Origin of the sequence: Rahnella sp. 2050, assembly GCF_040544515.1 — a bacterium.
Taxonomy (GTDB): Bacteria; Pseudomonadota; Gammaproteobacteria; order Enterobacterales; family Enterobacteriaceae; genus Rahnella; species Rahnella aceris.
Genome location: NZ_JBEPKE010000001.1, coordinates 250,835 through 277,186 on the forward strand (window position 1 = coordinate 250,835; position 26,352 = coordinate 277,186).

A 26,352-nucleotide genomic window follows, 5' to 3' on the forward strand; every position below is an offset into this window, starting at 1 on the left:
ACTTATTCCTGGTCATCATCAGACAGACGACGACGGGCCAGAGAACGCAAACCGGTCCACAACAGGATTGCTGCCAGAATCACCACGATCACCGCCATAACCGCCAGCAATACCGGATGGTTCGCCAGGGCGTTCCATACCCGCTCCCACCACGGCAAATGGCCAGCATAATAGGTATCACCGACTTTCAGACTGCTGACGCCGGAATCACGCACCACCGCCACCGAGCCAAAGACCTGCGCCCTCTGTTTGCTATCCTGCATCGACTTGTTCAGCATTTCGAAGCCCTGCTGACCGTTTGCCATCAGCGCGACCACGCTGCGCTGATCAAAGTACGGCGACTGTAACCCGACAACCGCCGCAATCGGGCCTTGCGCACTGATTTGCGCGCTGGCATCCACCCGCGCATCGCTGGCCGGTGCCGTGTTATCCGGTAACGATGTCTGGCGGACTGGCGTATTCACCGCATCGCGCGCTGCCTCGATCAGTAAGCTGGCCTTTTTCTCATCGCGCATGCTGTCGTCACGCAAATCCGCAGGCAGATTGCCGATCACCAGCAGATCGGCGTCGGTGGATTTTGCTTTTGCCGCATCTTCGGTCAGCCCCACGCCAAGCGCCGGATAACCGGTGAGTGCGCCAATATTGCCCATCGTATCAAGCAGCGTGGTTAACTGAACCGGTTGCGGTTGCGGCTGAACCACAAGCAGCGTCTGGGATAAATCCGCCAGGCGGCTGAACGGGAAACCGGCGTTGGCGAAGGCGCGCAAGTCAGGCATCGCCATGAAATGGCGGTAACCGGAGAAGTCGATAGTGGAGCTGTCATCTATCACCACATGATTTGGCACGGTGTTATAGGTTTCACAGCGCCCTTCGGTGCCGCTCGCCAGCAGCGAGGTGTAGTCAAAATCGAAGCGCATCTGGTTAACCGCACCCAGTTTCAGCGCGGGAATATTCAGGTCTTTGCTGCCATCCAGCAGCCCCTGTAACAGGGACAGATGCAGTAATTGTGAATCCTCATCGTGTCCGGTTTTCAGGGTCAGATCCTGCACAAACTGGTTATTCAGGCTGATGCTCAGGCGAGAAGTGTTTTTCAGCTGTGGCGAGGTATAACGGTACTTCAGCCGCATATCGATACCGGAGCTGTTAATCAGGAACAGATCCGGCGGCAGATTAATGTTGAGCGTGATCGGATTCGGCTGGATGCCGTCAGACTGTAACTGTTCCGCATACTGTTTCAGTTCGCCAAAGTTCATCGGGCGATCGGTACGCACCCAGTTTGGCGCGTCATACGGCTGGCGTGGCTGGATCCTGTCCACTTTATCGACGCCGATCGTTTCGCCACGAAACAGGATATTCCCCTGCGCAATGCCTTTTACTGCCGTCAGTAAGTCCTGATCATCACGACCGAGGATCAGCAGCATTTTGATGTACGGATTATCCGGGCGGCTGATCATCTGCACCACCGGCCCTTTCACCGGCGGCAATTCTTTGAGGAAATCAGGGCGTTTGCCATTGGTTGCAAACACCACCGCGTGGCTGTCCGGCAACTGGTTATACAACGTCGGGAAGGATTGCCCGCGCCACTGGGCTTTGGTGCCGAACCAGGAGGCCAGAATTGCCGCTGCCTGTTGCTGGCCGGCATCCGGAGACGTGGCAAAGACCATCGGCAGGCTCAGCGGACGACTGTCGCGCGCATCAAAGAACGGTACCGGGAAATGTGCCAGATCGTTGCTCAGCGGCAGTTTCTGATATTGCAGGCTAAGCGAACTGCCCTTGCCGATTTCCAGCCACAGGGTGGTGTTCGCCGGGTTTTCACAGACGTTCTGGTAGTGACCAATAAACTCCAGACGGATGCGGTTGAAGTCGGTGACATAACGCGGGTCAATGGTCATCTGCAGGTGATTTTTCTTGCCGAGCTGGTCTTTATCAATCACTTCAACGCCCATCAGCTGGTCGTTGAGATACACCTTAAGATGCGACTGAACCGGGATCAGCGATGGCGACGGCGTGAACTCGAGATTCAGTGTGGCCTGTGTCACGACTTCGTCACTGCGCACACCGAACTCAATCTGTCCGTTCGGCTGAATACCGCGCAAGGTGATGGCACCCGGCCGCGGTGCCACATCGGCAAACGGTAATGTCACGCTGCGCACCGGCGCACCCGGAATAATCATCGGGTTTACCGCAGGCGCCACCATCGGCAGGGTCACTTCAGGCGCAGGCGTGGCGTTGCCCGGTACAACCGGTGCAGGCGTCTGTTCACTGAAGGCCGGAGCCACAGAACCCAACGCCAATGTCATCAAGGCAGATGCCATAAAAGTGGTTAACGGAAGTCTTTTCATTGTTTTGTCATCATCAGGTTGTATTCATCAGGCTGAACGGCAAGCGGCGGATTACGCGGAGCGAAAGACAGCAGCCAGCGGCCAAACGTTCGGGTTCCGGACGCCAGCGGACGGTAGCGTTGCGGGGCGATGTCCAGCATCCGCAGATAGCCACGGATCCCCAACCCCAGCACCTCACGCAGGCTTTCCATCGGTTTGTCTTCAGGGAAGTTGTCTTCGCGTAATACCCAACTGTCGGCCCGGGCAAACGTACATTGGATGAAATCGATATGTTGTTGGGTGGTTAATGGCAGTAACTGCATGCCGATGTTTTCACCAAACACGCGGCTGATCTGCATCGGGAAGGTATATTCCTGTTGTCCACGGTGAAGCAGTAACGTGACGTTGTCACCGGCATGAAACTGGCTTGCGCTCGGGGTTTCCAGTCCGACACCGTTGTCGGAGTAGTCCTGAATGGTGCAGACATAAATGTGTCCGTCGGGTTTTAACAGTGACGCGGGCATTCTGGCTTCTACACGATGTGCCTGACGCACCTGTTTGGATTCGAACGCCACGGCAATCGCCCCGCCCAGAATAATCATGTTGTAAATCACCCACGCCATACTCACCAGCACCGTCAGGATTTCATCCGGGCGGCCATAGACAATGCGGTAGGCACCGAAGAATAAACCGGCCAGATTGAGCAACATCAGGATTTGATACGGGCGGCTGATTTTCCAGTCAACGTAAGCGTGCTTATTCAGGCCGCCTTTGGCCGTGACGTTGAAAGCCCCGGCATGCGGATTAAACAACGCCACGGTGGTCGGCCTGGCGATATACCAGGCCAGCACGGTTTCGTAGATTTCATTCCAGAACGAATGGCGGTATTTGCCCTGTACGCGGGAGTTAGTCAGGCTGGCATGGATCATGTGCGGCAAGACATACAGTGCGATGGCAACGGCCGGTGCATAAATGATGTAAGCATGCAGCAGCAGAAACGCCAGGGGCGCTGTGAGGAAGATCAGGCGCGGAATACCGGCCAGAAAATGCAACATGGCGTTGGCGTAACACAACCGTTGCGCCAGCTTCAGCCCTTTACCAAACATCGGATTGTCGAGGCGGAATATCTGTACCATGCCGCGCGCCCAGCGGATCCGCTGGCTGATGTGAGCAGAGAGGCTTTCTGTCGCCAGCCCCGCCGCCTGCGGAATACGAATATACGCCGACGTGTAACCGTGGCGGTGCATCCGCAGAGACGTGTGCGCATCTTCAGTGACCGTTTCTACGGCGATACCGCCGATTTCATCAAGCACATCGCGGCGCAATACGGCGCAGGATCCACAGAAGAAACTGGCATCCCACAGGTCGTTGCCGTCCTGCACCAGTCCGTAAAACAGTTCGCCTTCGTTTGGCGTGCGGCGCATACGGCCCAGATTACGTTCGAACGGATCGGGCGAGAAAAAATGATGCGGCGTTTGCAACATGCTGAGTTTTTTATCTTTAAAGAACCAGCCGACCGTCAGTTGCAGGAAAGAACGGGTCGGCACGTGGTCGCAGTCAAAAATCGCCACAAGCTGGCTTTTCGCCTGTTTCAGTGCGTTATTGATGTTGCCCGCTTTGGCATTTTCACGCGTTTCACGGGCGATGTATTTCACACCAATTTCATGGGCAAAATCGGCGAATTCCTGCCGGTTGCCGTCATCAAGCAGATAAATGGTCAGTTTGTCCCGGGGCCAGTCGAGACCCAGCGCGGCGTACAGCGTCGGTTTCACGACGCTGAGATCTTCGTTATACGTCGGGATCAGCAGATCCACCGTCGGCCACGTCGAGACATCTGCAGGCATCGGCACCGGTTTACGGTTGAGCGGCCAGAGGGTCTGGATATAGCCCAGCACCAGCACCGTCCAGGAATAGGTTTCCGCACCTAACAGAAGCAGGCCGCAAATCAGACTCAGCGGATCTTCCCAGTTCAGCGTTGAGGTGTAGCGCCACCATAAATAACGGCAGGAAATGGTCAGCGACAACACGATCATCATCAGCGCCGGGAAGCGGCCCGGAATACGGCGAATAATCATCGCAATGCTCCACAGCAGCACCACGAAGACGAACTGTGCGATGTAACTAAAAGGCTGAGAAATACAGAACATCGCCAGGGTGAGCGCCACCAGTGCGGTCATCCAGACCAGAATACGTTTACCGAGACGGCTCATTTTGCCGATACGGCGCGTGACCTTAATTTCCAGCGGACTGTGTGTGACCTGTTCAGGTAATAATTCGAGCCACAAATGGACTTTTTTGCGCAACTGCTGTGGCCAGCGGGTGTGAATCACACGCCCGCGCCGGCTTTCAGCAGGCAGGATGATCAGCAACCACAGGCTTTGCACGATATAGCGCAGCGGATCGGCCAGACGCGGGCGCGACGGCGAAATTTGCGGATACCAGCGGGTGCGTTGTGCTTTAACACGCTGCCAGACTGGGGATTCAAAACGCAAAAACAGCCAGCTAAGCGCCACGCAGAAAATCATTACGCCAGCGGCGGTCCGTGAGGAGTGGCTGGCGCGATAGTACCGGTAGCGGTTTTGTAATTCGAAAACTACCGGCGGCACCAGAAACAGGTTGAGCACGCGGTTCATTTTTCCGGACTCCGCCCCATTGTCTGGCTATGCACATCCCCTGAATGGCGCAAATGCAGCAGGAACCAGTTCGCCAGCGTGTTAATTTCGCGACTGATTTTACTGTTACTATTCCATTCCCCTGCCGGTTGTTTCGCCGCCAGTGACTCCGCCATGGCTTCGTCGCGGTGCAGAATTACCGGAATCAAAACGGGCAAAGTTTCCTGCCATAACAGCAAAATATCCTGCTGTAACTGACTGGAAGGAATGAACTGATTGAGCAGATAGCGCCCGTTGGCTGGCAGCACATACTGATGTAAACGGGTGTGTGACTGGGTATCGGCGTGGAGAAGCACTACCGTACTGTCGGCAATTTTTTGCGCGGTAAGCGGATCGGCTGCCGGAGAGTCGATCAGGATCCAGTCATATACGCCGGTATTTTTAAGCTGAGTGATCGCCTTTTGCCAGTCAAAATCCGGCTGACTGGCGTCGCCGGTCGTGGCATGCCCGTAAGGCAGGAAATCAAGATGAGAGTGGTAACGCAGTGCGGAGTTTTGCCACGGCTCTCCTGTATTGTGCGCATAGCGCCATCCGCGAGCCTGAGCGAAAGGCATACCAAAGTGCAATCGCAGTAAGTTTTCCGGTGAAAAGTCGATGACCAGAACCTTTTCATTTAATTGCGCAAGACCCCAGGCCAGTGCAGCCGTGACTGAAGTGGTGCCCGTACCGCCACGAATTCCCTGTAAGGCAATGACAGCCATATTATTTTTTCTCCGCGCCGCGTTCACCGTATTGCGCCAGCTCAGCCAGTAGCGGCCAGCGGGACATTAGTTGCGGAATCTTTTCTTTACGGGCTATATCGACATAATTTAATTCTGACAAAGAAAAAAGGTGACTCAGTGCAAAGAAATCATCATCTTTCGTCGGTTCGGATTCCTCCGGGTCTACAATATTGGCTCCCACCGATTCTTTCTCCCTGCTTCAATCTAAATACTGATACCACGACAGCCAAAATGCGCTTACCTGTCTGGGCTTTTTAGTATCAAACATTATTGTGAAGTATTATGATTATTTAATGTAGCAATGATAGAATTTATTATACTCACATTTCTCAGTGTGTCCCAAGCAGACTTTTAATCAAAAACGATACAAGCAGATTAACTATATGGCACTCTCCTTTTCATTGGGCATGAAGCAATTCTGGAATGGATTAGCCCGGATGCAGGCTCAGGGGCTTTACTGGGTTAACACCGAAAGTCAGGAAGCCGCTTATCATCTTTGCGGACAAACGGTTGAGGCTCAGCAAGGTGAAGTTCCGGTCAACGTTTTTTTCCCACAGCACAATTTAATTTGCACTGCACAAGAAAACAGGCTATCTGACGATGATATCCTTCTCATTTATTTAAAAAAATATCAGAAAAAAACGTTTTATTACCTGTTAGCGAATGGGAAGAAAGCATTTCTCTCTCTTGCAGCGGATATTAATCGTTTGCCTGCTCACTCAGCCTCATTAATGATTCTATTACTTCCGGTCAGTACCTGGCAGGCAGTAAATGATAAACAATGGGTCCGCTGGCTGAGTGAAATGAGCGCATGTGTCAATAATAAAGGTGCAACTATCCTTATTATCTGCTATGGAGCCGGTATTAATGCGGTTAAAACTCAGCTTCATTTATACCATCGCAATATATGCGGTCTTGCGGATTTGAAAACAGATGTTGAACCGAACCAGTGGGGCGTTTCCTGGTGGCATGACAATTTGGGGGCAGAAGCTAATACGCTTTATCCACTGACGCGCCGCCTGACCGGCTGGGAAATTCAAAAGAACGCCTCTGCCGCTGTTTCCGAACAAACCGGCGATGATCAGTGGATGCTGCTGGCCGAACGCTCAGTGCTTGAAGGCGCACCTGCACTTTCAGAACGCTGGTTCCTGTTCGATGATAATGAGGCGCTGAGCGAGCGCGCGGCACATGCGCGATCGGCGACGGTCATTTTCGCCCTCACCGGTAATGACGAAGTGGAAGTGCTGGCCCGTCAGGTTCATCGTTTACGCATGCAGCGTGGCAATGGTTTAAAAATTGTCGTGCGCGAAATGAATTCTTCTTTGCGCTATGTCGATCAGCGTCTGCTCCAGGCCTGTGGTGCGAATCTGGTTGTGCCACAAGCAGCGCGCCTCTCCAACTTTCTGACCTTGCTCGATGACCTGCAAAATCTCACTTATACCCGCCATGTGCCGGATGATATCGGGCTGCTGCTCGACAGCCGTCTGCCCACGCATCATAAGGGTTATCTGCCACTGCCGGTTTTCTGCGAAGTCATGCACGATATCTGGAATCACGCCGCGCTGGCGACGGAATCCCGGGGCATTTTAATTTCGCTGCGCCCTGCCGCCGGGATCAGCCCGCAGCAGGCGATGTCTTTGTGTTCTCTGCGCCGCGACGGCGATATTCTGACCGTTACCGGGCGTCATCTGTATCTGTTCCTGTCGAACTGTCAGGTCAGCGACGTCGAAAATGTACTGGCGTTTCTGTTTAATCTGCCGGTCAAAGAAGTGTTCACCAGCCAGACGTTCTGGAGTCAGGAGCTGGATATCCGCACGGAAGTTTTGCGTCTGGCCGCCAGGCCGCCGATGGCAAATCCGGTGTCTGAAGCGCAGCCTTTTGTGGCGCATAAAACTGAACCTTTAAAACGTGCCCAGGTTCATCAGCCCGTTCCCATCACGCTGGCCGTGAGCGATACGCCAGTTATTCAGGCGCGGGAGTAAAAGAGATGGATATTCAGGATATTATCGAAATCTTTATTCTGGCGGCGGTGATTTTTATCCCGCTGGGATATGCCCTGCGTAGCCGTTTGCCGCGCTGGAAAAACCGCTTTGCGACGCGATTTCTGTCGCCGCGTTATTTAACCCCCATGACCATCAGCAGCATCAATAAGAACCGCAAACGCTCCGCTACTTTGCCTGAAACTTCTGCGGCTACAGGAAAATCCAAAACTTCACTATGAACGAATCGCAATCTTCTTCGCCGCGTTTGCGGATCTGGCAATCCTGGCGCGGCCTCGGTGCCTGGAACTATTATTTTTTACTCAAATTTGTTCTGCTTTCACAGGGTTATCTGAATTTTGATGCCCTGAGCAATGTCGTCTTTGCCGCCGTGTTGCTATTCCCGTTACGTTCGCTGCGCCTGCACCGCTGGAGACAGTGGATTGCCCTGCCTTTCGGGCTGGCGTTGCTGTATCACGATACCTGGCTGCCTGGCTGGCGTTCAATTGTCAATCAGGGGGCGGACGTAGCAGGCTTCAGTTTCAGTTATCTGCTCGAACTGGCCGATCGCTTTATCAACTGGCAGTGGATTGCCATCGGTTTCGCTTTGCTGGTCGGTTATCTGTTTATATCCCAGTGGATCCGGCTGACCACGTTTACCGTCATTGCGCTGCTGTGGCTTAACCTCAGCGGGCTGATCACACCGTTTTTCGCACATTCGCCGCCACCGGTTATCGCCCAAAATGCCGTAACGACACCAGTGACCGTTGCGCCATCAGCCACTGATAACACCGTGAACGGCCCGCCAACCAATGCCAACCTGAACGCTTATTTAGAGCAGTTCTACCAAAACGAACGGCGTAAGGCGACGAAGTTCCCCGACGCACTTCCTGCCGATGCACAGCCGTTTGACCTGCTGGTGATCAACATCTGTTCGCTGGCCTGGTCAGATCTGGACGCCGTGAATCTTTCGAATTCACCGCTGTGGTCGCGTTTTGATTTTGTGTTCAGCAATTTCAATTCAGCCACAGCCTACAGCGGCCCGGCATCCATCCGCCTGCTGCGCGCCAGTTGCGGTCAGACATCGCATCATGATTTGTATCAGCCTGCCGGTCAGCAGTGTTATCTGTTTGACGATCTCGCGCGTCTGGGCTTCACGCCTCAGCTGGCAATGGACCATACGGGTGTGTTCGGTAATTACATCGGTAACCTGCGTGATGATGCTGACATGAAAGTTCCGCTGATGTCCCAGGCCGGTCTGGGTTATGAGCTGACGTCCTTTGATGGCTCACCGATTTTCAACGACGGACAACTGTTCTCCCGCTGGCTGGAGAATCAGGAGAAAGCCGGTACCGCACGCACCGCAACCTTCTTTAACCTGATTCCGCTGCATGACGGCAACCGTTACGTGGGCAGCAATAAGGGCGCGGATTATCATAACCGTGCGCAAACTCTGCTGAATCAGCTGAATATCTTTATGGATCAGCTGGATAAATCCGGCCGCAAAGTGATGCTGGTGGTGGTGCCTGAACACGGCGCCGCGCTGGTGGGCGACAAGATGCAAATCTCGGGTCTGCGTGATATCCCGAGTCCGGGCATTACCCATATTCCTGTCGGGGTGAAATTCTTTGGGATGCAGGCACCGCACGCGCCATCACCAATGAAAATTGACGGCCAGAGCAGCTATCAGGCGATTTCAGAAATGGTCGCCCGCGCAGTCGATGGCAAAGTGTTTACCAGCCCGACGATGGACTGGAAAACCTTCGGTTCGAACCTGCCACAAACGCCGCTGGTATCTGAAAATGAGAACTCAGTGGTGATGGAATATCAGGGGAAAATCTATATTCGCCTGAATGGCGGGGGATGGGTGCCGTATCCGAGCTGAATGAAACCGGTAAGCAAGGTTTTGGTTTGCTCCTCCCCCTGCGAAGGGGGAGGACGGGAGGGGGTTTTAAGGGCTAGAACCGGGTAAGAGTAAACCTCAGGTTTAGATTTTGACCTTAATACCCCACCCCAACCCTCCCCTTCGCAGGGGAGGGAGTTGTCCGTCTTTCTGCATTTATTCCGCAAATAACTGGTCATACACATGCTGTAAATGCCGGCTCATTCTTGCCTTCGCCCCTGCGCCATCCTGCGCCAGAATCGCGTCTAAAATCCCCTGATGATCGGCATTCATTTCACGGGCAAAATCCACTTCGGTGTAATGACTCTCCAGACGCATAAACCGACGTGAACGACGTTTATCCCACAAATATCCCATCATATCGTGCAGCACTTCGTTGCCGGTCATTTCGCTGATCATCATATGGAAACGGCGGTCAGCTTCGAGAAAAGCGTCGTTATTGGCATTCAGTTCGTTTAATTCCCTGGCGATAGCTCTCAGTTTTTCACGCTGCTCTTCGGTGCCGTTAATCGCCGCCAGTTCTGCTGTCATAGATTCATAAACCTGACGCGCTTTCACCAGCGATTGCAGGCTGAATTCCTCTTCGGTACTTACCGTTTGCACCGCAGGTGTGGCCTGCGGCAACGGGTCGCTGACGTACACGCCGTTGCCGGTACGGATTTCCACCCAGCCAGTGATCTCCAGCGCAATCAATGCCTCACGGATAGATGAACGGCTGACGCCAAGTTGTTTAGACAAATCCCGTTCAGACGGGATCATCGCGCCCGGGGCAAACTGTCCGGTATTAATGCAGTTAATCAATACATTAGAAATCTGGCGATACAGCCGTTCAACTTTAAGGGTGGGTAATGCCATTATTTTCTCCGTGTTCATGCTGAATCCCAGATCTGTTATCCCGGTCACATTAATGTTCGGTTTGATGCTGAATCATATGTCGGTCTGATGGCCTGACCAGCAGACCACCTGACCAGACCGCGCATTAAGATTGAACTTATCACCGGCCCTGCGTCAACTACATTCAGACAGTCAGTTAACAATTTTAAGGAAAACACATGGAACAGACATGGCGTTGGTACGGCCCGAACGATCCGGTTTCACTTGATGATGTGCGTCAGGCTGGCGCAACCGGCGTGGTTACCGCCCTGCACCATATTCCTAACGGTGAAGTCTGGCCGGTAGAAGAGATAAAGAAACGTAAGGCGATAATTGAAGCCAAAGGTCTGGTGTGGTCCGTAGTGGAAAGCATTCCGGTGCATGAGGAAATCAAAACCCGCAGCGGAGATGTTGAAAAGCACATTGCTAACTATCAGCAATCTATCCGTAATCTGGCGGAATGCGGCATCTATACGGTCTGCTATAACTTCATGCCGGTTCTCGACTGGACACGCACGGACCTCGGCTATCTGCTGCCGGACGGTTCACGCGCCCTGCGCTTTGACCATATCGCATTTGCGGCCTTTGAATTGCATCTGCTGAAACGCGAAGGCGCGACGTCTTATTACAGCGCGGATGAGCAAAAACAGGCAGCCGAATACTTTGCGGCGATGACGCAGGCGGAGAAAGATCAGCTGGTGTCTAACATCATTGCCGGTTTACCGGGTGCGGAAGAAGGCTACACGCTGGACCAGTTCCGTGCGCGTCTGGCGACTTACGACGGTATCGACAAAGCCAAACTGCGCGAAAACATGGCGCATTTCCTGCGCAGCATTGTGCCGGTTGCCGAGCAATGCGGTTTAAGTCTGGCAGTTCACCCGGACGATCCACCGCGCCCTATTCTCGGCCTGCCGCGTATTATCTCCACCATTGAAGATATGCAGTGGTTGAAAGAAACGGTCGACAGTATCCACAACGGTTTTTGCTTCTGCACCGGTTCTTACGGCGTGCGTGAAGATAATGACCTGGTGAAAATGATGACCACTTACGCCGACCGCGTGCACTTCATCCATCTGCGCGCCACCCAGCGCGAAGACGTGCCGGAAAGCTTCCATGAAGCCGATCATTTAGATGGTGATGTGGATATGGTGGCGGTTATCAAAGCGATTCTGACGGAAGAACAAACACGTCGCCGCGCTGGCAATCTGCGCGCTATCCCGATGCGTCCGGATCACGGCCATCAGATGCTGGATGATTTGCATAAGAAAACCAATCCGGGGTATTCGGCGATTGGACGTCTGCGGGGACTGGCAGAACTGCGGGGTGTGGAGCGGGCTTTGAAACAGAGTTTTTTTAATCAATAATTTTGCACCTCCCCCTGCGAAGGGGGAGGACGGGAGGGGGTTTTAAAGGCTAACACCTATACCAAAGCAAACTTCAACTTATTTATTTGACCTTAATACCCCACCCCAACCCTCCCCTTCGCAGGGGAGGGAGCGGTTCAGTGCTTTGACTTTCCCCTGCTATGGGAGAAGAGCAAGGCAAAAACTCAAAAATGATACGCCACGGCATTTTCATGCTCAGGCCACGGATGTGATTTATACGGCTTGGCCGGATAGTTAATCTCCACACTCCGGCGGCGGAAATCACTCGGGCTGACCCCCACCCGTTTACGGAAGACCCGCGAGAAATACAACTGATCGTCATATCCCACCACGCGGCCAATCGTCGCGATGGATTCCTGCGTCGTCTGTAATAAGAGTTTGGCGCGGATCACCCGCTGATCTTCGCGCCAGCGCAGGATGTTGATCCCGACCTGTTCGCGGAATAAATGCGCCAGCCGCGATGGTGAGAGGCAAACATGGCGGGCGACTTCATCGATACGCAGCTCACCCGCCAGATTGCCGGTAATAAACTGGCAGGCTTCGATGACACGTGGGTCCATGATTTTCTGCGGACTCTGCGGATCTTCTTCCATGGCACGCAGCAACAGACGTTCCAGCAGATTCATCCCCAGCTCTTCGCAAAAACGTCGCCCCGATTTTTGCGTTTGTTCGATGTTGGCAAACAGACGGTCAAATTCCAGCAACAAGGTATTATTCGGTAAAGAAAGACGCCCGACATCGCGGGTTTTGGTGTGCCATTCCAGCCAGTCTGCCCAGTAGGCGCGCGGGCGGAAATACACCCAGCGATGATACCAGGAGTCAGCGTTGGCAGAACGACTGTAAAGATGGCGGGCTTTCGGTGGGAATAACAGCAGATCACCGGGATTGCAGTAGAACGTGTCTTCGCCGTCGAAGACTTTACCCTGCCCCTTCACCGTCAAATTAAGAATGTAGCCTTTCATTCCACCCGGACGGTCGATGGCGAAATCCAGTGGCCCGTCAGCAAGGATAGGTGTCATACCGGCGACCAGATAGGCATTGAAACTGTAACCCGGTAACAGCGGATTTTGCTGCTGATCCTGAATCATACGGTGATACATCGAACCTCCTGAAACTTCACTGGACTATGGACTTTTCATCTATTCTAATCGGCAGTGAAAACGCTGCCAGTAAAGGTTGCTAAATTGTGAACAACCACGCGTTTTTTCGGCATTTAACCCGTAATAGCGTTAAATGCCGCGTGATGATTGCGTGAAAGCGTTATCACAAAACCAGATTAAACGGTCTTTTTCGCTTTCTGTTTGTAGCGGTCGAAGATAACTGCCGCCAGCAGGATCAAGCCACGAACCACATACTGCGAGAACGGAGAAATGTTCAGCAGGTTCATGGCATTTTCCACGGTACCCAGAATGAGGATCCCGGAAACCACATAGGAAATTTTACCGATACCGCCTTTCAGGGAAACGCCACCCAGTACGCAGGCAGAGATAACGATCAGCTCGAAGCCCAGTGAGGTCATCGGCTGGCCGCTGGTCATACGTGACGCCAGAATGATCCCCGCCGCCGCTGATACCAGCCCGGACAGCACGAAGATGATGATTTTCGTACGCACCACCGGCACACCGGCCAGACGCGCCGCATCTTCATTACCGCCAATCGCCAGCGTGTTACGCCCGAAGGTGGTTTTGTTCAGCAACAGACCAAAGATGATCAGACAGCCGACCGTCAGCCAGATAGGTGCAGGCAGCCCCAGCCAGTTGGCATAACCGAGGGTGAAGAAACGTTCGTCTTCGATGCCCACCGCTTTACCGTCAGAAATGATGTACGCAAGACCGCGCACAATCTGCATAGTGGCAAGCGTGGTGATCAGCGCATTGATTTTCAGACGGGCGATAACAAAACCGTTGAGCAAACCGGTCAGCATCCCGAGCAGTAAACCGGCAGCAACGCCGATCCACAGGCTTTCGGTCATGTTGATCACCACGGCGGTGGTGACGCCCGCACAGGCAATCACCGATGCAACAGACAGATCGAAGTCACCGGAAGCCAGACAGAACAGCATCCCGCAGGCCACCATGCCGGACATCGAAATCGCCAGCCCCAACCCTTTCATGTTGATGAAAGAACTGAAGTTTGGCACGAAAATGGTACAGGCGATAAACAGTACGGCGAACACCACTAACATGCCGTAACTGTCCCAGATACGCATCAGACCCTGGCCGCCGCGTGAGGCTGCTGAAGGTTGATCCGGTTTGGCTGAATTGGTTGTCATACTCGACATAATATTTTTGCTCCTCAGTCAGGCAGCGTCATGGGCAGAATCAAGAACTGGCGTGCGCAACATAGCGAGCCCCAGCGCTTTTTCTTCGGTGGCGTCGTCATGCAACAGTTCGCCGGAGATTGCGCCTTCGCGCATCACCACCACCCTGTCGGCCAGACCCAGCACTTCCGGTAAATCACTGGACGCAAACAGCACCGCAATGCCTTGTTTTGCCAGTGAATAAATCACATTATAAATTTCATGCTTGGCGCCAACGTCGATACCCCGCGTTGGTTCATCCAGCAAAATGACTTTCATTTCTTCCGACAACCAGCGGCCCAGAATGGCTTTTTGCTGATTACCCCCTGAAAGGTTCATGATCAGTTGCTGGTCGCTGGGGGTTTTGATATTCAGCGCATCGATATGTTTACGCGCATTTTTCGCTTCCCAGGCGTTGTTGATCAGGCACCCTGCTTTCACCGTTTTGCGACGGGCGCTGATGTTGATGTTGTCGCGCACCGAGTGCACAGGAATAATGCCGTCAGCTTTGCGGTCTTCCGGGCACAACATGATGCCCTGGCGGATCGCATCTGCCGGTTTACGAATATTCAGCGCTACATCGTCCAGCCGGACGGTACCGCCGGTAATACGCGTACCACCAAATAATCCTTTCATCAGCTCACTGCGCCCTGCACCCACCAGCCCGAACAGGCCGACGATTTCGCCCTGACGTACCGTCAGGCTGACCGGCGTTCTCACGCCCGGTGCTTTCACCTCATCCAGTTCAAGGCGAATTTTGCCGTGCGGACGTGGCGCGTAACCGTAAATGTCATCGAGATTACGGCCAACCATCGCCTGCACCAGCTTGCTGTTATCCACCTGCGTCATGTCGTCAAAGGTGCGAACGTAACGTCCGTCTTTGAAAACGGTGACGGCGTCACTTAATGCAAAGATCTCTTCCATACGATGTGAGACATATAAAATCACACGCCCTTCCGCCCGTAACTCACGGATAACACGGAACAATTGTTCAATTTCGCGTGCAGAAAGCGAACTGGTAGGTTCATCGAATGCAATAATTTTGGCATTCCGCGCCAGCGCCTTGGCAATTTCCACCATCTGCCACTGGCCGATGGAGAGATATTTCAGCGGTGTATCGGGGTCGATATCCAGCCCGAGATGTTCAAGCTGAAGTTTGGCTTCGTAACGCAGCAATTTACGGTTTACAAAACCGTGTTTGCTCGGCAACTGCCCGAGATAAATGTTCTCTGCTACCGTCATTTCCGGCACCAGATGGAGTTCCTGATAAATGATCGCCACACCGGCATCGAGCGCATCCGTGGTATGGCTGAACGCGACCGGCTGGCCTTTGATATGAATATTGCCCTGGGAAGGCTGATAGTTCCCGCTGAGGATCTTCAGCAGGGTGGATTTCCCCGCTCCGTTTTCGCCCATCAGCGCATGAATTTGTCCGGCGTAACAATTGAATGAAATACCGTCCAGCGCTTTCACGCCCGGAAAAGTTTTGCCAATGTCATGGAATTCCAGATACGGCCTGGCCGCATCAAACTCCGTCAGTGACGGTGTCAGCAAAGGCGTCTTATTATCGAAAGATTGCTGAGTCATAGTGGCTACCTGGAAGTTGAGTAAGTATGGATGCACGCCACTGCAAAGCAGAAAACAGTTCAAACTATTTAAAACTGTCGTCCGTTCTGCAGCAGCGTCTCTCCCCTTCATACTTCAAGTCGCAGATGCGTTGGCTACGCTTACTCACCCGAATCACTTACTTATGTAAGCTCATCGGGACTCGCTCACTTGCCGCCTTCCTGCAACTCGAATTATTTAGGGGTATTGCTTGTTTCAACCACATCTGAAGATCACATAAGACCTTTCTTCTTCAGCTCTTCTTTGAAGTTGTCGCGGGTAATCAGGACAACATCCGTCACTTCGGTAAATTTCGGTGGTTCAACGCCTTTGGTAACCCATTCATTCAGCATCTGGATACTTTTGTAACCGTGGATATCCGGGCTAGGTAACAGGGAACCGTAGAAGCCAGTCTGGGCGCTTTTTGACAACTCATTCACTGCATCCACACCGTTGATGCCGATGCCGATCACGTTAGCCGCTTTAAAGCCCTGACCTTCGGTTGCACGCACGCCACCCAATACGGTGTTGTCGTTCATGCCGATGATCAGCCAGTTTTTCACTTCAGGATGTTGCACCAGCAGGGAGTTACCGGCATCCAGTGCGCCCGGGATGTCGTTAGATTTAGTCGGGACTTTGTAGATTTGTTTTTCCGGGAAACCGGCAGCTTTCAGTGCCTCCATTGAACCGGAGGTGCGGCGGCGCGCCGTATCGAGTTCATCGGCAGTAATGACCATCACGCCGGTATCAGCGACTTTCCAGCCACGTTTTTGCATTTCTTTGTACAGTTCCTGCCCCTGACGTTCGCCGATTTTGGTCGCGGCCATCATGACTAATGGCACTTCTTCCATTGGCTTGCCTTTGGCATTCACAAACTGGTCATCCACCTGGATCACTTTCATGTCATAGCTGCGCGCTTTCGCCATGATGGCAGGGCCGAGACGCGGATCCGGCGTACAGATGACAAAACCTTTCGCCCCGTTGGCCGCCAGGCTGTCGATTGCATTCAACGTTTTTTCACCATCCGGCACGGCGATTTTAATGACGTCGAAGTGGAGATCCTTACCGGCTTTATCTGCGAACCGCCATTCAGTCTGGAACCACGGCTCTTCCGGTTGTTTAACCAGGAAGCCCAGCTTCGGATTCTCGGCTGCCATAGCTGAATGTGACATAAGGGCAGCTAACCCGACCGCCGCTAATGCCTTAGTGAATTTATGCATGATGTTCTCCGACTTTTATTGTTGTTTTTCACAATCACAGTCTTAAATCTGGTGGTTTGCCGCAATCGTGAAAACGTTATCAGTAGCGTAAAGAAACAAAGTGAAAGTGCGGCGAAGTCCAGTTTATAGAGGATTTGCGTCACACTCTCTTGTAAGACGGGTTAAGTTTTAGCGGTAATTTTGCAGCGGAATGTAGAGCGCTATCACACGGCGGGAAAACAGCAGGTTTGTGCATAGATATAGCGATTTTAGCCAAACGCTAACATTTGACCAACCTCACAGAAACATCATTGGGAGCAGATTTGTGCATACTTCCAGCTAACGCCTCCTCACTCACTTTTTTGCATCCTCCTACTGTTAGAGCAATTCGATTCGCCGCCGTAATGACTACGGCAAACCTGAAGGAGTGAAAAAGAATGACGCAAGGTGCGATTGCTCTTGGTCTTGATTTTGGCAGCGATTCCGTCCGTGCCCTGGCTGTGGATTGTCAGACCGGTGCCGAGATGGAAACCGATGTGGTTTATTATCCGCGCTGGAATGAAGGTCGCTATTGTGATGCGGCAATAAATCAGTTCCGCCATCACCCGCTCGACTATATAGAGGCAATGGAACAGGCGATTAAAAACGTTGTGCAACGGCTGGGCAGCGAGCGGGCTGCGCGCGTGGTGGGTATCGGCGTCGATTCCACCGGCTCAACCCCGGCCCCTGTCGATGAAGAAGGCAACATTCTGGCGCTGAAAGCGGAATTTGCCGAAAACCCGAACGCCATGTTTGTGCTCTGGAAAGATCACACGGCAATAGAAGAAGCGGAAGAGATCAACCGTCTGTGTCGCAGCGGCGATTTCCCCGACTATTCCCGCTATATCGGCGGCGTTTATTCCTCAGAATGGTTCTGGGCGAAAATCCTGCACGTTTCCCGTGCTGATGCTGCGGTTAAACAAGCAGCCGCGTCATGGGTTGAATTGTGCGACTGGGTGCCCGCCCTGCTTTCCGGCACCACCGCACCGGACAAAGTGGTGCGCGGACGTTGCAGCGCCGGACACAAAATGCTCTGGCATCCGTCATGGGGCGGCCTGCCACCAAAAGCGTTCTTTGCCGCCCTCGATCCGCTGCTGGTTGAACATCTGCCCTATCCGCTGTTTACCGACACCGTCACCGCCGAACAGGCTGTTGGCACACTGACACCTGAATGGGCAGAACGTCTTGGCTTACCCGCCAGTGTGGTGCTTTCGGGCGGCGCATTCGACTGCCATATGGGGGCAGTCGGCGCGGGCGCACAGCCTTATACGCTGGTCAAAGTGATCGGCACCTCTACCTGCGACATCCTGATCGCCGATAAAGAACGCGTAAACGACCGTGCTATCGCCGGGATCTGCGGACAGGTGGAAGGCAGCGTCGTGCCGGACATGATCGGGATGGAAGCCGGACAATCCGCTTTCGGTGACATGTACGCCTGGTTCAGCCGTCTGCTGAGCTGGCCGCTGATTCAGGCTGCCAAAGCCCATCCGGAAATGGCACCGCAACTGACCAGCCTGCAAAAAAATCTGCTGACCGATCTCACTGTGGCCTGGGCCGCTCATCCGAAACTGGATCATCTGCCGCTGGTGCTCGACTGGTTTAACGGCCGCCGTACACCGTTTGCCAACCAGCGCCTGAAAGGTGTCATTACCGATATCAATCTGGGCACAGAAGCACCTGAACTGTTCGGCGGCTTTATCGCAGCGACCGCTTTTGGCGCGCGCGCCATCATGGAATGTTTCGAACAGCAGGATATTCCGGTGGAAAACGTGCTGACGCTCGGGGGCATCGCGCGTAAATCGCCGGTCATCATGCAGGTTTGCGCCGATGTGATGAACCGTCCGTTGCAAATTGTCGCTTCCGATCAGTGCTGCGCACTGGGTGCCGCGATTTTCGCCGCCGTCGCTGCCGGGGAGTTCAAAGATGTTCCTGCCGCACAGGAAAAAATGGCCTGCAGCATCGAACGTACGCTGACGCCAGATCCGCAGCGCGTCGCGCAGTATCAGCGCCTGTACGAACGTTATCAGCAATGGTGTGCCACGACTGAACCGCTGTTTGCAGCGAAACCGGCGCATTAACCCGTATTTCATCTATCCGATATTCAGGAGTAATAAATGGACGCGTTTAAACATCTCGAAGTGTGGTTCGCCATTGGCAGTCAGCATCTGTACGGTCCGCAGGCATTACGTCAGGTAAAAGAGAACGCCGAGAAGGTGGTCAGTAGCCTGAACAGCGAAGCCGGTTTGCCGATAAAACTGGTGCTCAAACCGCTGGTGACCACGCCGGACGAAATCACCGCATTGTGCCGTGAAGCCAACTATGACAACGCCTGCGTGGGCATCATCACCTGGCTGCATACCTTCTCGCCGGCCAAAATGTGGATTGCCGGGCTGAGCATCCTGCATAAGCCGCTGATGCAGTTCCATACGCAATTCAATGCTGAAATCCCATGGGAAACCATGGACATGGACTTCATGAACCTGAACCAGACCGCGCACGGTGGCCGTGAATTCGGCTTCATCGGTGCCCGTATGCGTCAGCAACACACCGTGGTAGCCGGTCACTGGCAGGACGGTGAATCTCACCGCCGTATCGCCCAGTGGATGCGCGTTGCTGCCGCCAAAAACGAAAGCCAGCACCTGAAAGTGGCACGTTTTGGCGATAATATGCGTGAAGTTGCTGTCACCGAAGGCGATAAAGTTGCCGCTCAAATCCAGTTCGGCTACAGCATCAGTGCCTACGGAATTGGTGATTTGGTCAGCGTAATCAACGAAGTCAGCAAAGGCGACATCGATACGCTGGTGGAAGAATATGAAGCCACCTATCGCCTGACGGATGCGGTAAAAATTAACGGCGAACGTCGTGAAAACTTGCTGGATGCTGCCAAAATTGAACTTGGTATGACCCGTTTCCTCGAACAAGGTAAATTCGGGGCATTCACGACCAACTTTGAAGATCTGCACGGCATGAAACAACTGCCCGGGCTGGCAGTCCAGCGTCTGATGCAGAAAGGCTACGGCTTTGGTGGCGAAGGTGACTGGAAAACGTCTGCCCTGCTGCGCATCATGAAAGTCATGGCCAGCGGTCTGAAAGGCGGCACTTCTTTCATGGAGGATTACACCTACCACTTCAAACCAGGCGGTGATCTGGTGGTGGGCTCGCACATGCTGGAAGTGTGTCCGTCGATTGCCAAAGAAGAGAAGCCGCTGCTCGATGCGCAATATCTCGGCATAGGCGGTAAAGCGGATCCGGCGCGTCTGATTTTCTCCACACCGGCAGGCCCGGCGGTCAATGCCAGCGTCATCGACATGGGCGACCGCTTCCGTCTGCTGGTCAATCTGGTGGATACCATCGAACAGCCACACCCGCTGCCAAAACTGCCGGTTGCCCGCGCTATCTGGAAAGCCCAGCCATCACTGGCAACAGCGGCAGAAGCGTGGATCCTCGGCGGCGGCGCGCACCATACCGTGTTCTCACAGGCACTGGATATTGACGCGCTGCGGTTATATGCGGAATTTTCCGGGATTGAATTGCTGGTGATCGATAACGACACGACGTTGCCGGACTTCAAGAATCAGATCCGGTGGAATGAAGTTTATTACAAACTTTGCAGTCGCTGATTTGTTTGCAGAAGGCCGCTGCAATGGCGGCTTACACTGCTAAAGCGAGTTAGCGTAAATTTCGGTTTCTTACGTGCGGTGATCACTTAACGCGCTGCGCCGAAACCGCCCAAAAGGGGAAAGTGCTTTTCCCCTTTTGGATTTCCCCACGCTTTTTCAACACGCGCTCCGCTCGCTGGCTATGTTTCAGTTGCCGCGGTGACAGGCTGGAAATCTTGCCGCTACGCGGTACCTTCATTTCGGGATTGCAGCCTCAGGTCTGCAACCTCTCATTCAGCAAGCTTTCTGAACGCCCGCACCATCTTAAATTCAAAGGCAAAATGTCTTTTATCTTTTAGAAAAGTGGATTGGCGTGCTTAAAATCCAGCTGAACGGAGCGGCTTCGAGACCTGTGGTTCGAAGACCGAGAGAAGGCAGTGCGAAGCACCTGGATTTGCGCCACTCACCAATGCGCCAGAACATGTCCGTCATACCCGCGACAGCGCGCAGTGAAAAAGCGCGGAGTCCAGAGGCCCGCGCGTTACCGGGTCTCTGGTCGGTGTGGGCCGACGCCCACGGTTTTGAAGTTGAATTGGCGGCCGCCCGCCAGGGCAATTTCCACACCTTTCCAAAAGGTGTCATCCGTCCGTCACATTCCCCCTTTACCCTCACCTGCACTAATAAGTCCCAAAGAGGATAGTACCAACCATGATCATTCCAGCTACAGCCAGCGGGAATGCGCCTGCGCGCATGTCTTCTCCCCCCGCGATCTCTGTCCATCAGGTGTCCCATTTCTTTGGGAGCAACCCGGTACTCAATCACGTCAATTTATCCGTGCCGGAAGGCACGATCCTCGCCCTGCTTGGCCCTTCCGGCTGCGGAAAAAGTACGCTGCTGAAAATGCTGGCGGGATTACTCCATCCTGCGTCAGGACAAATCAGCTTTGATGGTGTCACTGTCGCCAGCGGGAAAATCAGTCTGCCACCGGAAAAACGCAATCTCGGCATGGCCTTTCAGGATTATGCCCTGTGGCCGCACATGACCGTGCGCCAGAACGTCGCGTTTCCGTTGCAGATGCGCGGCATCCGCGGTGCGATACAGCAGGAGAAAGTGATGGCGGCGCTGGAGCGCGTCGGACTGGCGGATTTTGTCTCCCGCCGCCCTGCCGAACTTTCCGGCGGTCAGCAACAGCGTGTGGCCCTCGCCCGCGCCATTGTGGCTGAGCCACGCATTTTGCTGTTCGACGAGCCGCTGTCGAATCTTGACCGCGACCTGCGGGAAAGCCTGTGCGAGGAAATGGCAACATTGTTGCGCCAGCTCGGCACCACGGCGGTGTATGTCACCCACGATCAGCACGAGGCTCACGCACTCGCTCACCGCATTGCGCGCATGGACAAAGGCGCGATCGCCAGCATTGACCAGATTGACCCTTCCGTTGTTTCACCTTTTGTTGCTTAACCTTTGATGGAATGAAAATGATGACCCGCACACACAACAAAACCTCCAAAACGTTTTCCCGTACCAAAACAGGCGTAATGACAGCAATGACTCTTTCTCTCGCAATGGCGGCAGGCAACGCTCAGGCACTGACGCTCTACACCGCCGGGCCGGGCTCGCTGGCAAAAAAACTGGCGGCAGGCTATGAAAAACAAACCGGCGTAAAAGTCGATGTGTTCCAGGCAACAACCGGCAAAGTGATGGCTCGCCTGGAAGCCGAACAGGCCAACCCGCGGGCCGATATACTTATCTCAGCATCCTGGGATACCGCAACCGATCTCGAACAACGTGGCTGGTTGCTTGAATACCAAAGCCCCAATGCGGCACAGGTTCCCGCGCAGTTTAAAACCCCCTATTACGTCGCTCAGGGTATTTCCGCACTGGGCATCGTCTGGAACACAAAAAGTGGGACGACCGAGCCTAAAGACTGGGGCGATTTAGCCAAACCGGAATTCAAAGACAAAGTGACCACGCCGGATCCGTCTCTCTCCGGGGCGTCTCTGGATTTGCTGATCGGTCTACAAAATGCCCACGCGCAACAGGCCTGGAAACTGTTTGAGGATCTGAAAGCCAACGGCATGATTATCGCCGGACCCAACGCACAGGCGCTGACGCCGGTCTTACAGGGCGCGAAAGCTGCGGTATTTGGCGCGGTTGATTATGTGTCTTACGCCAGTATGCAGGACGGTGAATCGGTCAAAGTGATTTTCCCGAGCAGCGGAACGGTTATCGCCCCGCGCCCGATGATGATCCTCAAATCCAGCCAGCAGCCCAAAGAAGCCAAAGCCTTTATCGATTACGCGCTGTCGCCTGAAGGCCAGAAACTGGTCGCCGATGCCTGGCTGATGCCAGCCCGTACGGATATCGACGCCAAACGCCCGCTGTTTAAATCGCTGAAATTATTACCGGAAGCATCACAGGCTTCCGCATCACGTAAAGACGTTCTCGACCGCTTCGCGAAACTGTTCGGACAGCAATAATCCCTTCCCGGGCTGTTTGAAAAAGCAGCCCGCTTCTGAGATTTAATCAATGAATAGAAATGCTTTCCTGCCGGGCATGACGGGCATTGCGCTGTTACTGCTGGTCGCGGTGCCGGTCAGTTTTGTGATTTTACAGGCGGTCTTTCCGCATCTGGATGCCGGCAGTTATTCGGCACCGTTCAGTGCATTTTCCCGTGTTTTCCAAGAACCTCAGTTACGTGAACTGTTCGCGACAACATTAAAAGTCGGTCTGGGCGTGGCGATATGCAGCGGCCTGATTGGCATTCCATTAGGTGCCTTGCGCGGCCTGTTCGTGCTACCCGCCGCCGCGCTGTGGGACATCCTGTTTCTGGTGCCCTTCCTTTTACCGCCGTATATTGCCGCGCTGTCATGGATGCTGGCGTTACAGACCCACGGTTATGTCCAGCAACTGCTGCCGTGGCTGCATCTGAATGATTTTTTGTTTTCGCTGCCGGGCATGGTGATGGTGATGACGCTGAATGTGTTTCCGGTCGTGTATTTCGCGGTATCGCGCAGCATGGCCGCCAGCGGCAGTCGTCTGGCAGATGTTGCGCGTATTCATGGTGCGGGTCCGTGGCGGGCATTTTTGCGCATCACTTTACCCATGGCGTTACCGGCAATGGCCTCCAGTTTGTTACTGGCGTTTACGCTGTCGATTGAAGAATACGGCGTGCCCGGCGCGCTGGGTTCGCGCAGCGGCATTCTGATGCTCACCACCGGCATCGAACAGCGCCTTGCCGACTGGCCGATCGACCTGCCCGGCGCGGCAGTGCTGTCGCTGATGCTGGTAGCAATTGCGCTTTGTGCGTACAGCGTTCAGCGTGCAGTGCTGGCGGGCAAGAATGTGGAAAGCGTGACCGGCAAACCGGCGGACGTGACACAAAAAACGCCGGGAGTCTGGACAATTCCGGTGCTGATGTTGTTTACAGCGGTGGCCGTGGTTGCCGTCGCACTGCCGATTGTCTCCACACTGGCCACGGCGTTTTCCCGCACGTTGTCCGGCGGGCTGTCGTGGCAAAATCTGACCTTCCGCCACTTCAGTAATCTGTTTGCCGCGCACGGCGACGCGCTGAGTGCGCTGTCGACCAGCCTCAGTCTGGCGCTGGGTACCGCGCTGATCGCCGGGGCGACCGGCTTTCTTGCCTCGTGGCTGGTAGTGGCACGAAAAATTCGCGGTGCGGCGGTTATCGACGGTTTATCGCTGTTACCGGCAGCATTGCCGGGGATTGTGGTGGGTGTCGGTCTGATTCTGGCCTGGAACCGCAGTTTCTGGCCGGTGACGCCGTACAACACCTGGGGAATTCTGCTGCTGGCTTACTGCTGCCTGTTGCTGCCTTATCCGGTGCGTTATGTCAGCGCCGCGTTGAAGCAGATTGGCGGCAATCTGGACGCCGCCGCACGGGTGCACGGTGCCACGGCGGCGCAGACATTGCGTCTGATCCTGCTGCCGCTGGTATTTCCGAGCCTGCTGGCATCAATGATGATGGTTTTTGCCGTGGCGTCACGGGAACTGGTGACGTCCCTGCTGCTTTCACCGGCGGGCGTACAGACCGTATCGGTGTATGTCTGGCGTCAGTTTGAACAGGGTTCGGTGGGCGACGGGATGGCGATGGCGTCGGTTGCAGTGCTGCTGAGCCTGACGCTGATGTTGATTGCGGTCAGGCTGCAACAACGGCCCCCGGCTTAGCTTTCCCGCTGCGGTTCAGCGTGCGGGCGGTCACCGGAGGGGATCAGTAAACCGGCGGCGACTGCCAGTACCGAAATCACTGCAGACACCACAAATACCCAGTGCAGCGACGCCGCCACGCTGTCGGTCAGAGCACCCAGTTGCTGGCTATCCATTGCGCTGCGGGTGGCTTTCTCCATCAACAGCTGTACCGGATCGTTTACCTGCGGCAGACGATATTGCAGATTCAGATTCAACGTTGCGCCAAGCACCGCGGTGCCAATGGCGGAACCCAGCATACGGGTAAAGAGTGTTGAGGCCGTCGCGATGCCGCGGATAGCCGGTTCAACGCTGTTTTGCACCGAGACAATAAAGGTGGTATTACACAACCCCATGCCCGCGCCAATCGAAAATGCCGCCAGACGCGCCATCCACAAACCGGACGATGGCGAAAGCAGCAACAGCGCCAGACTTCCGCCGACCAGCAATAATCCGCCAATGACCGCCGTTGCACGGTATGAAGTCGCCTGCATCAGACGGCTGCTGAACATGCTCGCCAGCGGCCAGCCAATCGACATCAGCGCCAGCGTGGTGCCCGCCTGTAACGGCGTTCCGCCGAGTACGCCCTGCACATAGGTTGGCAAAAATGCGCTGATACCCATCATGGTGGCGCCAATGATCAACCCGCCAACATTTCCGGCAATAATCACTTTGCTTTGCCACAGCGCCAGCGGGAACAAAGGCTCCGGCGTTTTACGCTCCTGGCGGATAAGCAGCCATACGCTGCAAACGGCTAATGCCATCAGTGCCAACGCCCAGTAACCCAGCACTTCAGCCTGCAACAGCGCCAGGAGTAAGGCCGCGACAGAAAGGGTCAGATAACCGGTACCGGCCAGATCCAGCTTATGTGGTTTACGCTGTCCGTCCGGCGGCAGGTATTTCACCAGAATGATCATCGCCACCAGGCCGACAGGCACGTTCACCCAAAACACCACCGCCCACGGAAAATGGGAAACAATAAACGCTCCCATCAGCGGGCCGACAATCGCCGAAACGCCCCATACGCTGGACAAATATCCCTGCGCTTTTGCCCTTTCCTGCGGGCCGTACACATTGGCAATCAGCGTGGTGGCTATCGGCGTGATTGCCCCTGCACCCAGTCCCTGCAGGGCACGAAAGCCGATCATCCAGCCAAGCGAAGGGGCGAATCCGCACAGAACAGAGCCGATCAGAAACAGCGTGGTACCGATGAAAAACATTTTCCGGCAACCATACAAATCCGCCAGCCGCCCGTAGATGGGTACGCTGATCGCCTGCGTCAGCAGATAGACGGCAAACACCCAGCCGAGCAGCGAGAACCCACCCAGATCGCCAATAATGGTCGGCATCGCCGTCGCGACAATGGTCACTTCTACGGCGGCCATAAACATCGACAACATGCAGGCGGCAAGGATTAGAGGTCGGTGAGAAGATTTAACAGCAGACTTTACTTCAGGATGATTGACGGCCATGTTCTTTGTTTTCTTTAGCATTGTTTTGATGAGTGCACGCAGGCAGATACCAAATTATAGACAAAAAAGAGGCGCCGGGTT

Annotated in this window: 19 protein-coding genes; 9 read left to right on the forward strand and 10 right to left on the reverse strand. The window is 54.3% G+C overall.

Translation table 11 applies throughout. The features are described from left to right. Positions 1 to 2: 2 nt before the first annotated feature. The 4 genes from bcsB to bcsR are packed head-to-tail and all read right to left on the reverse strand — an operon-like array spanning position 3 to position 5,896. Positions 3 to 2,342: a cellulose biosynthesis cyclic di-GMP-binding regulatory protein BcsB gene (gene bcsB / locus ABIC79_RS01065; RefSeq protein ID WP_354566476.1), complete on the reverse strand. Its 2,340-nt coding sequence runs from the start codon at positions 2,340 to 2,342 to the stop codon at positions 3 to 5. Continuing rightward, positions 2,339 to 4,954, reverse strand: a complete 2,616-nt coding sequence (gene bcsA, locus ABIC79_RS01070) for a UDP-forming cellulose synthase catalytic subunit (protein ID WP_013575464.1) — start codon at positions 4,952 to 4,954, stop codon at positions 2,339 to 2,341. Before bcsA ends, bcsB begins: the two co-directional genes overlap by 4 nt. Next, the gene (bcsQ, locus tag ABIC79_RS01075) at positions 4,951 to 5,694 is read right to left on the reverse strand and encodes a cellulose biosynthesis protein BcsQ (RefSeq protein ID WP_013575463.1); all 744 of its coding nucleotides are present in this window, start codon (positions 5,692 to 5,694) and stop codon (positions 4,951 to 4,953) included. Before bcsQ ends, bcsA begins: the two co-directional genes overlap by 4 nt. Position 5,695: 1 nt before the next feature. Next, positions 5,696 to 5,896, reverse strand: coding sequence for a cellulose biosynthesis protein BcsR (gene bcsR, locus ABIC79_RS01080; protein ID WP_013575462.1), 201 nt, complete (start codon positions 5,894 to 5,896; stop codon positions 5,696 to 5,698). 202 nt (positions 5,897 to 6,098) lie between these two features. On the opposite strand from bcsR, the gene bcsE reads away from it, so the two are divergent. Genes bcsE through bcsG form a run of 3 tightly spaced genes read left to right on the forward strand, consistent with a single transcriptional unit; the run spans position 6,099 to position 9,579 of the window. Beyond that, the gene (gene bcsE, locus ABIC79_RS01085) at positions 6,099 to 7,697 is read left to right on the forward strand and encodes a cellulose biosynthesis protein BcsE (protein ID WP_338049983.1); all 1,599 of its coding nucleotides are present in this window, start codon (positions 6,099 to 6,101) and stop codon (positions 7,695 to 7,697) included. A gap of 5 nt (positions 7,698 to 7,702) precedes the next feature. Further along, positions 7,703 to 7,936 (forward strand): cellulose biosynthesis protein BcsF, encoded by a 234-nt coding sequence (gene bcsF / locus ABIC79_RS01090; RefSeq protein ID WP_013575460.1) that lies wholly within the window; start codon positions 7,703 to 7,705, stop codon positions 7,934 to 7,936. Continuing rightward, entirely contained in the window at positions 7,933 to 9,579 is a 1,647-nt protein-coding gene (gene bcsG / locus ABIC79_RS01095) for a cellulose biosynthesis protein BcsG (protein WP_166860295.1), read from the forward strand. The genes bcsF and bcsG overlap by 4 nt, the downstream gene beginning before the upstream one ends. A gap of 174 nt (positions 9,580 to 9,753) precedes the next feature. Here the strand turns inward: bcsG and ABIC79_RS01100 are convergent, their stop codons facing one another. Beyond that, positions 9,754 to 10,452 carry a FadR/GntR family transcriptional regulator gene (locus ABIC79_RS01100; RefSeq protein WP_037033972.1) on the reverse strand — a complete coding sequence of 233 codons (699 nt, stop codon included), beginning with the start codon at positions 10,450 to 10,452 and terminating at the stop codon, positions 9,754 to 9,756. Between the two features lie 197 nt (positions 10,453 to 10,649). On the opposite strand from ABIC79_RS01100, the gene uxuA reads away from it, so the two are divergent. Further along, entirely contained in the window at positions 10,650 to 11,834 is a 1,185-nt protein-coding gene (gene uxuA / locus ABIC79_RS01105; RefSeq protein WP_013575457.1) for a mannonate dehydratase, read from the forward strand. Between the two features lie 185 nt (positions 11,835 to 12,019). Here the strand turns inward: uxuA and araC are convergent, their stop codons facing one another. The 4 genes from araC to ABIC79_RS01125 all read right to left on the reverse strand — a co-directional run bounded on the left by araC (position 12,020) and on the right by ABIC79_RS01125 (position 16,979). Next, positions 12,020 to 12,955, reverse strand: a complete 936-nt coding sequence (gene araC, locus ABIC79_RS01110) for an arabinose operon transcriptional regulator AraC (RefSeq protein ID WP_013575456.1) — start codon at positions 12,953 to 12,955, stop codon at positions 12,020 to 12,022. 176 nt (positions 12,956 to 13,131) lie between these two features. After that, complete coding sequence (gene araH, locus ABIC79_RS01115) at positions 13,132 to 14,136, reverse strand: L-arabinose ABC transporter permease AraH (RefSeq protein WP_013575455.1); 1,005 nt, start codon at positions 14,134 to 14,136, stop codon at positions 13,132 to 13,134. An 18-nt stretch (positions 14,137 to 14,154) separates the two neighbouring features. Then, positions 14,155 to 15,741, reverse strand: coding sequence for an L-arabinose ABC transporter ATP-binding protein AraG (gene araG / locus ABIC79_RS01120; RefSeq protein WP_354566477.1), 1,587 nt, complete (start codon positions 15,739 to 15,741; stop codon positions 14,155 to 14,157). A gap of 251 nt (positions 15,742 to 15,992) precedes the next feature. Continuing rightward, positions 15,993 to 16,979: an arabinose ABC transporter substrate-binding protein gene (locus ABIC79_RS01125; RefSeq protein ID WP_314522999.1), complete on the reverse strand. Its 987-nt coding sequence runs from the start codon at positions 16,977 to 16,979 to the stop codon at positions 15,993 to 15,995. Positions 16,980 to 17,395: 416 nt separating this feature from the next. Here ABIC79_RS01125 and ABIC79_RS01130 point away from each other — a divergent pair, with 416 nt between their 5' ends. The 5 genes from ABIC79_RS01130 to ABIC79_RS01150 all read left to right on the forward strand — a co-directional run bounded on the left by ABIC79_RS01130 (position 17,396) and on the right by ABIC79_RS01150 (position 24,781). Further along, a complete protein-coding gene (locus tag ABIC79_RS01130; protein WP_013575451.1) occupies positions 17,396 to 19,075 on the forward strand; it encodes a ribulokinase in 1,680 nt (559 codons plus the stop codon). Between the two features lie 36 nt (positions 19,076 to 19,111). Beyond that, a complete protein-coding gene (gene araA, locus ABIC79_RS01135) occupies positions 19,112 to 20,617 on the forward strand; it encodes an L-arabinose isomerase (protein WP_121019363.1) in 1,506 nt (501 codons plus the stop codon). A 687-nt stretch (positions 20,618 to 21,304) separates the two neighbouring features. Then, positions 21,305 to 22,054 carry an ABC transporter ATP-binding protein gene (locus tag ABIC79_RS01140; protein ID WP_013575449.1) on the forward strand — a complete coding sequence of 250 codons (750 nt, stop codon included), beginning with the start codon at positions 21,305 to 21,307 and terminating at the stop codon, positions 22,052 to 22,054. A gap of 77 nt (positions 22,055 to 22,131) precedes the next feature. Then, complete coding sequence (locus ABIC79_RS01145) at positions 22,132 to 23,073, forward strand: ABC transporter substrate-binding protein (protein ID WP_173362096.1); 942 nt, start codon at positions 22,132 to 22,134, stop codon at positions 23,071 to 23,073. Between the two features lie 49 nt (positions 23,074 to 23,122). After that, positions 23,123 to 24,781, forward strand: a complete 1,659-nt coding sequence (locus ABIC79_RS01150; RefSeq protein ID WP_112152227.1) for an ABC transporter permease — start codon at positions 23,123 to 23,125, stop codon at positions 24,779 to 24,781. Here ABIC79_RS01150 and ABIC79_RS01155 read toward each other — a convergent pair. Then, positions 24,778 to 26,271, reverse strand: coding sequence for an MDR family MFS transporter (locus tag ABIC79_RS01155; RefSeq protein ID WP_126124870.1), 1,494 nt, complete (start codon positions 26,269 to 26,271; stop codon positions 24,778 to 24,780). The genes ABIC79_RS01150 and ABIC79_RS01155 overlap by 4 nt on opposite strands. Between the last annotated feature and the right edge of the window lie 81 nt (positions 26,272 to 26,352).

Bases quoted from the DNA above. Each gene is read 5' to 3' on its own strand.
- ABIC79_RS01150 (WP_112152227.1), top strand. From the start codon at position 23,123: ATGAATAGAAATGCTTTCCTGCCGGGCATGACGGGCATTGCGCTGTTA.
- ABIC79_RS01100 (WP_037033972.1), bottom strand. From the start codon at position 10,452: ATGGCATTACCCACCCTTAAAGTTGAACGGCTGTATCGCCAGATTTCT.
- uxuA (WP_013575457.1), top strand. From the start codon at position 10,650: ATGGAACAGACATGGCGTTGGTACGGCCCGAACGATCCGGTTTCACTT.
- bcsA (WP_013575464.1), bottom strand. From the start codon at position 4,954: ATGAACCGCGTGCTCAACCTGTTTCTGGTGCCGCCGGTAGTTTTCGAA.
- araG (WP_354566477.1), bottom strand. From the start codon at position 15,741: ATGACTCAGCAATCTTTCGATAATAAGACGCCTTTGCTGACACCGTCA.
- ABIC79_RS01140 (WP_013575449.1), top strand. From the start codon at position 21,305: ATGATCATTCCAGCTACAGCCAGCGGGAATGCGCCTGCGCGCATGTCT.
- ABIC79_RS01155 (WP_126124870.1), bottom strand. From the start codon at position 26,271: ATGGCCGTCAATCATCCTGAAGTAAAGTCTGCTGTTAAATCTTCTCAC.
- bcsQ (WP_013575463.1), bottom strand. From the start codon at position 5,694: ATGGCTGTCATTGCCTTACAGGGAATTCGTGGCGGTACGGGCACCACT.
- bcsG (WP_166860295.1), top strand. From the start codon at position 7,933: ATGAACGAATCGCAATCTTCTTCGCCGCGTTTGCGGATCTGGCAATCC.
- araA (WP_121019363.1), top strand. From the start codon at position 19,112: ATGGACGCGTTTAAACATCTCGAAGTGTGGTTCGCCATTGGCAGTCAG.
- ABIC79_RS01125 (WP_314522999.1), bottom strand. From the start codon at position 16,979: ATGCATAAATTCACTAAGGCATTAGCGGCGGTCGGGTTAGCTGCCCTT.
- bcsB (WP_354566476.1), bottom strand. From the start codon at position 2,342: ATGAAAAGACTTCCGTTAACCACTTTTATGGCATCTGCCTTGATGACA.
- bcsF (WP_013575460.1), top strand. From the start codon at position 7,703: ATGGATATTCAGGATATTATCGAAATCTTTATTCTGGCGGCGGTGATT.
- araC (WP_013575456.1), bottom strand. From the start codon at position 12,955: ATGTATCACCGTATGATTCAGGATCAGCAGCAAAATCCGCTGTTACCG.
- bcsE (WP_338049983.1), top strand. From the start codon at position 6,099: ATGGCACTCTCCTTTTCATTGGGCATGAAGCAATTCTGGAATGGATTA.
- ABIC79_RS01130 (WP_013575451.1), top strand. From the start codon at position 17,396: ATGACGCAAGGTGCGATTGCTCTTGGTCTTGATTTTGGCAGCGATTCC.
- araH (WP_013575455.1), bottom strand. From the start codon at position 14,136: ATGTCGAGTATGACAACCAATTCAGCCAAACCGGATCAACCTTCAGCA.
- ABIC79_RS01145 (WP_173362096.1), top strand. From the start codon at position 22,132: ATGACAGCAATGACTCTTTCTCTCGCAATGGCGGCAGGCAACGCTCAG.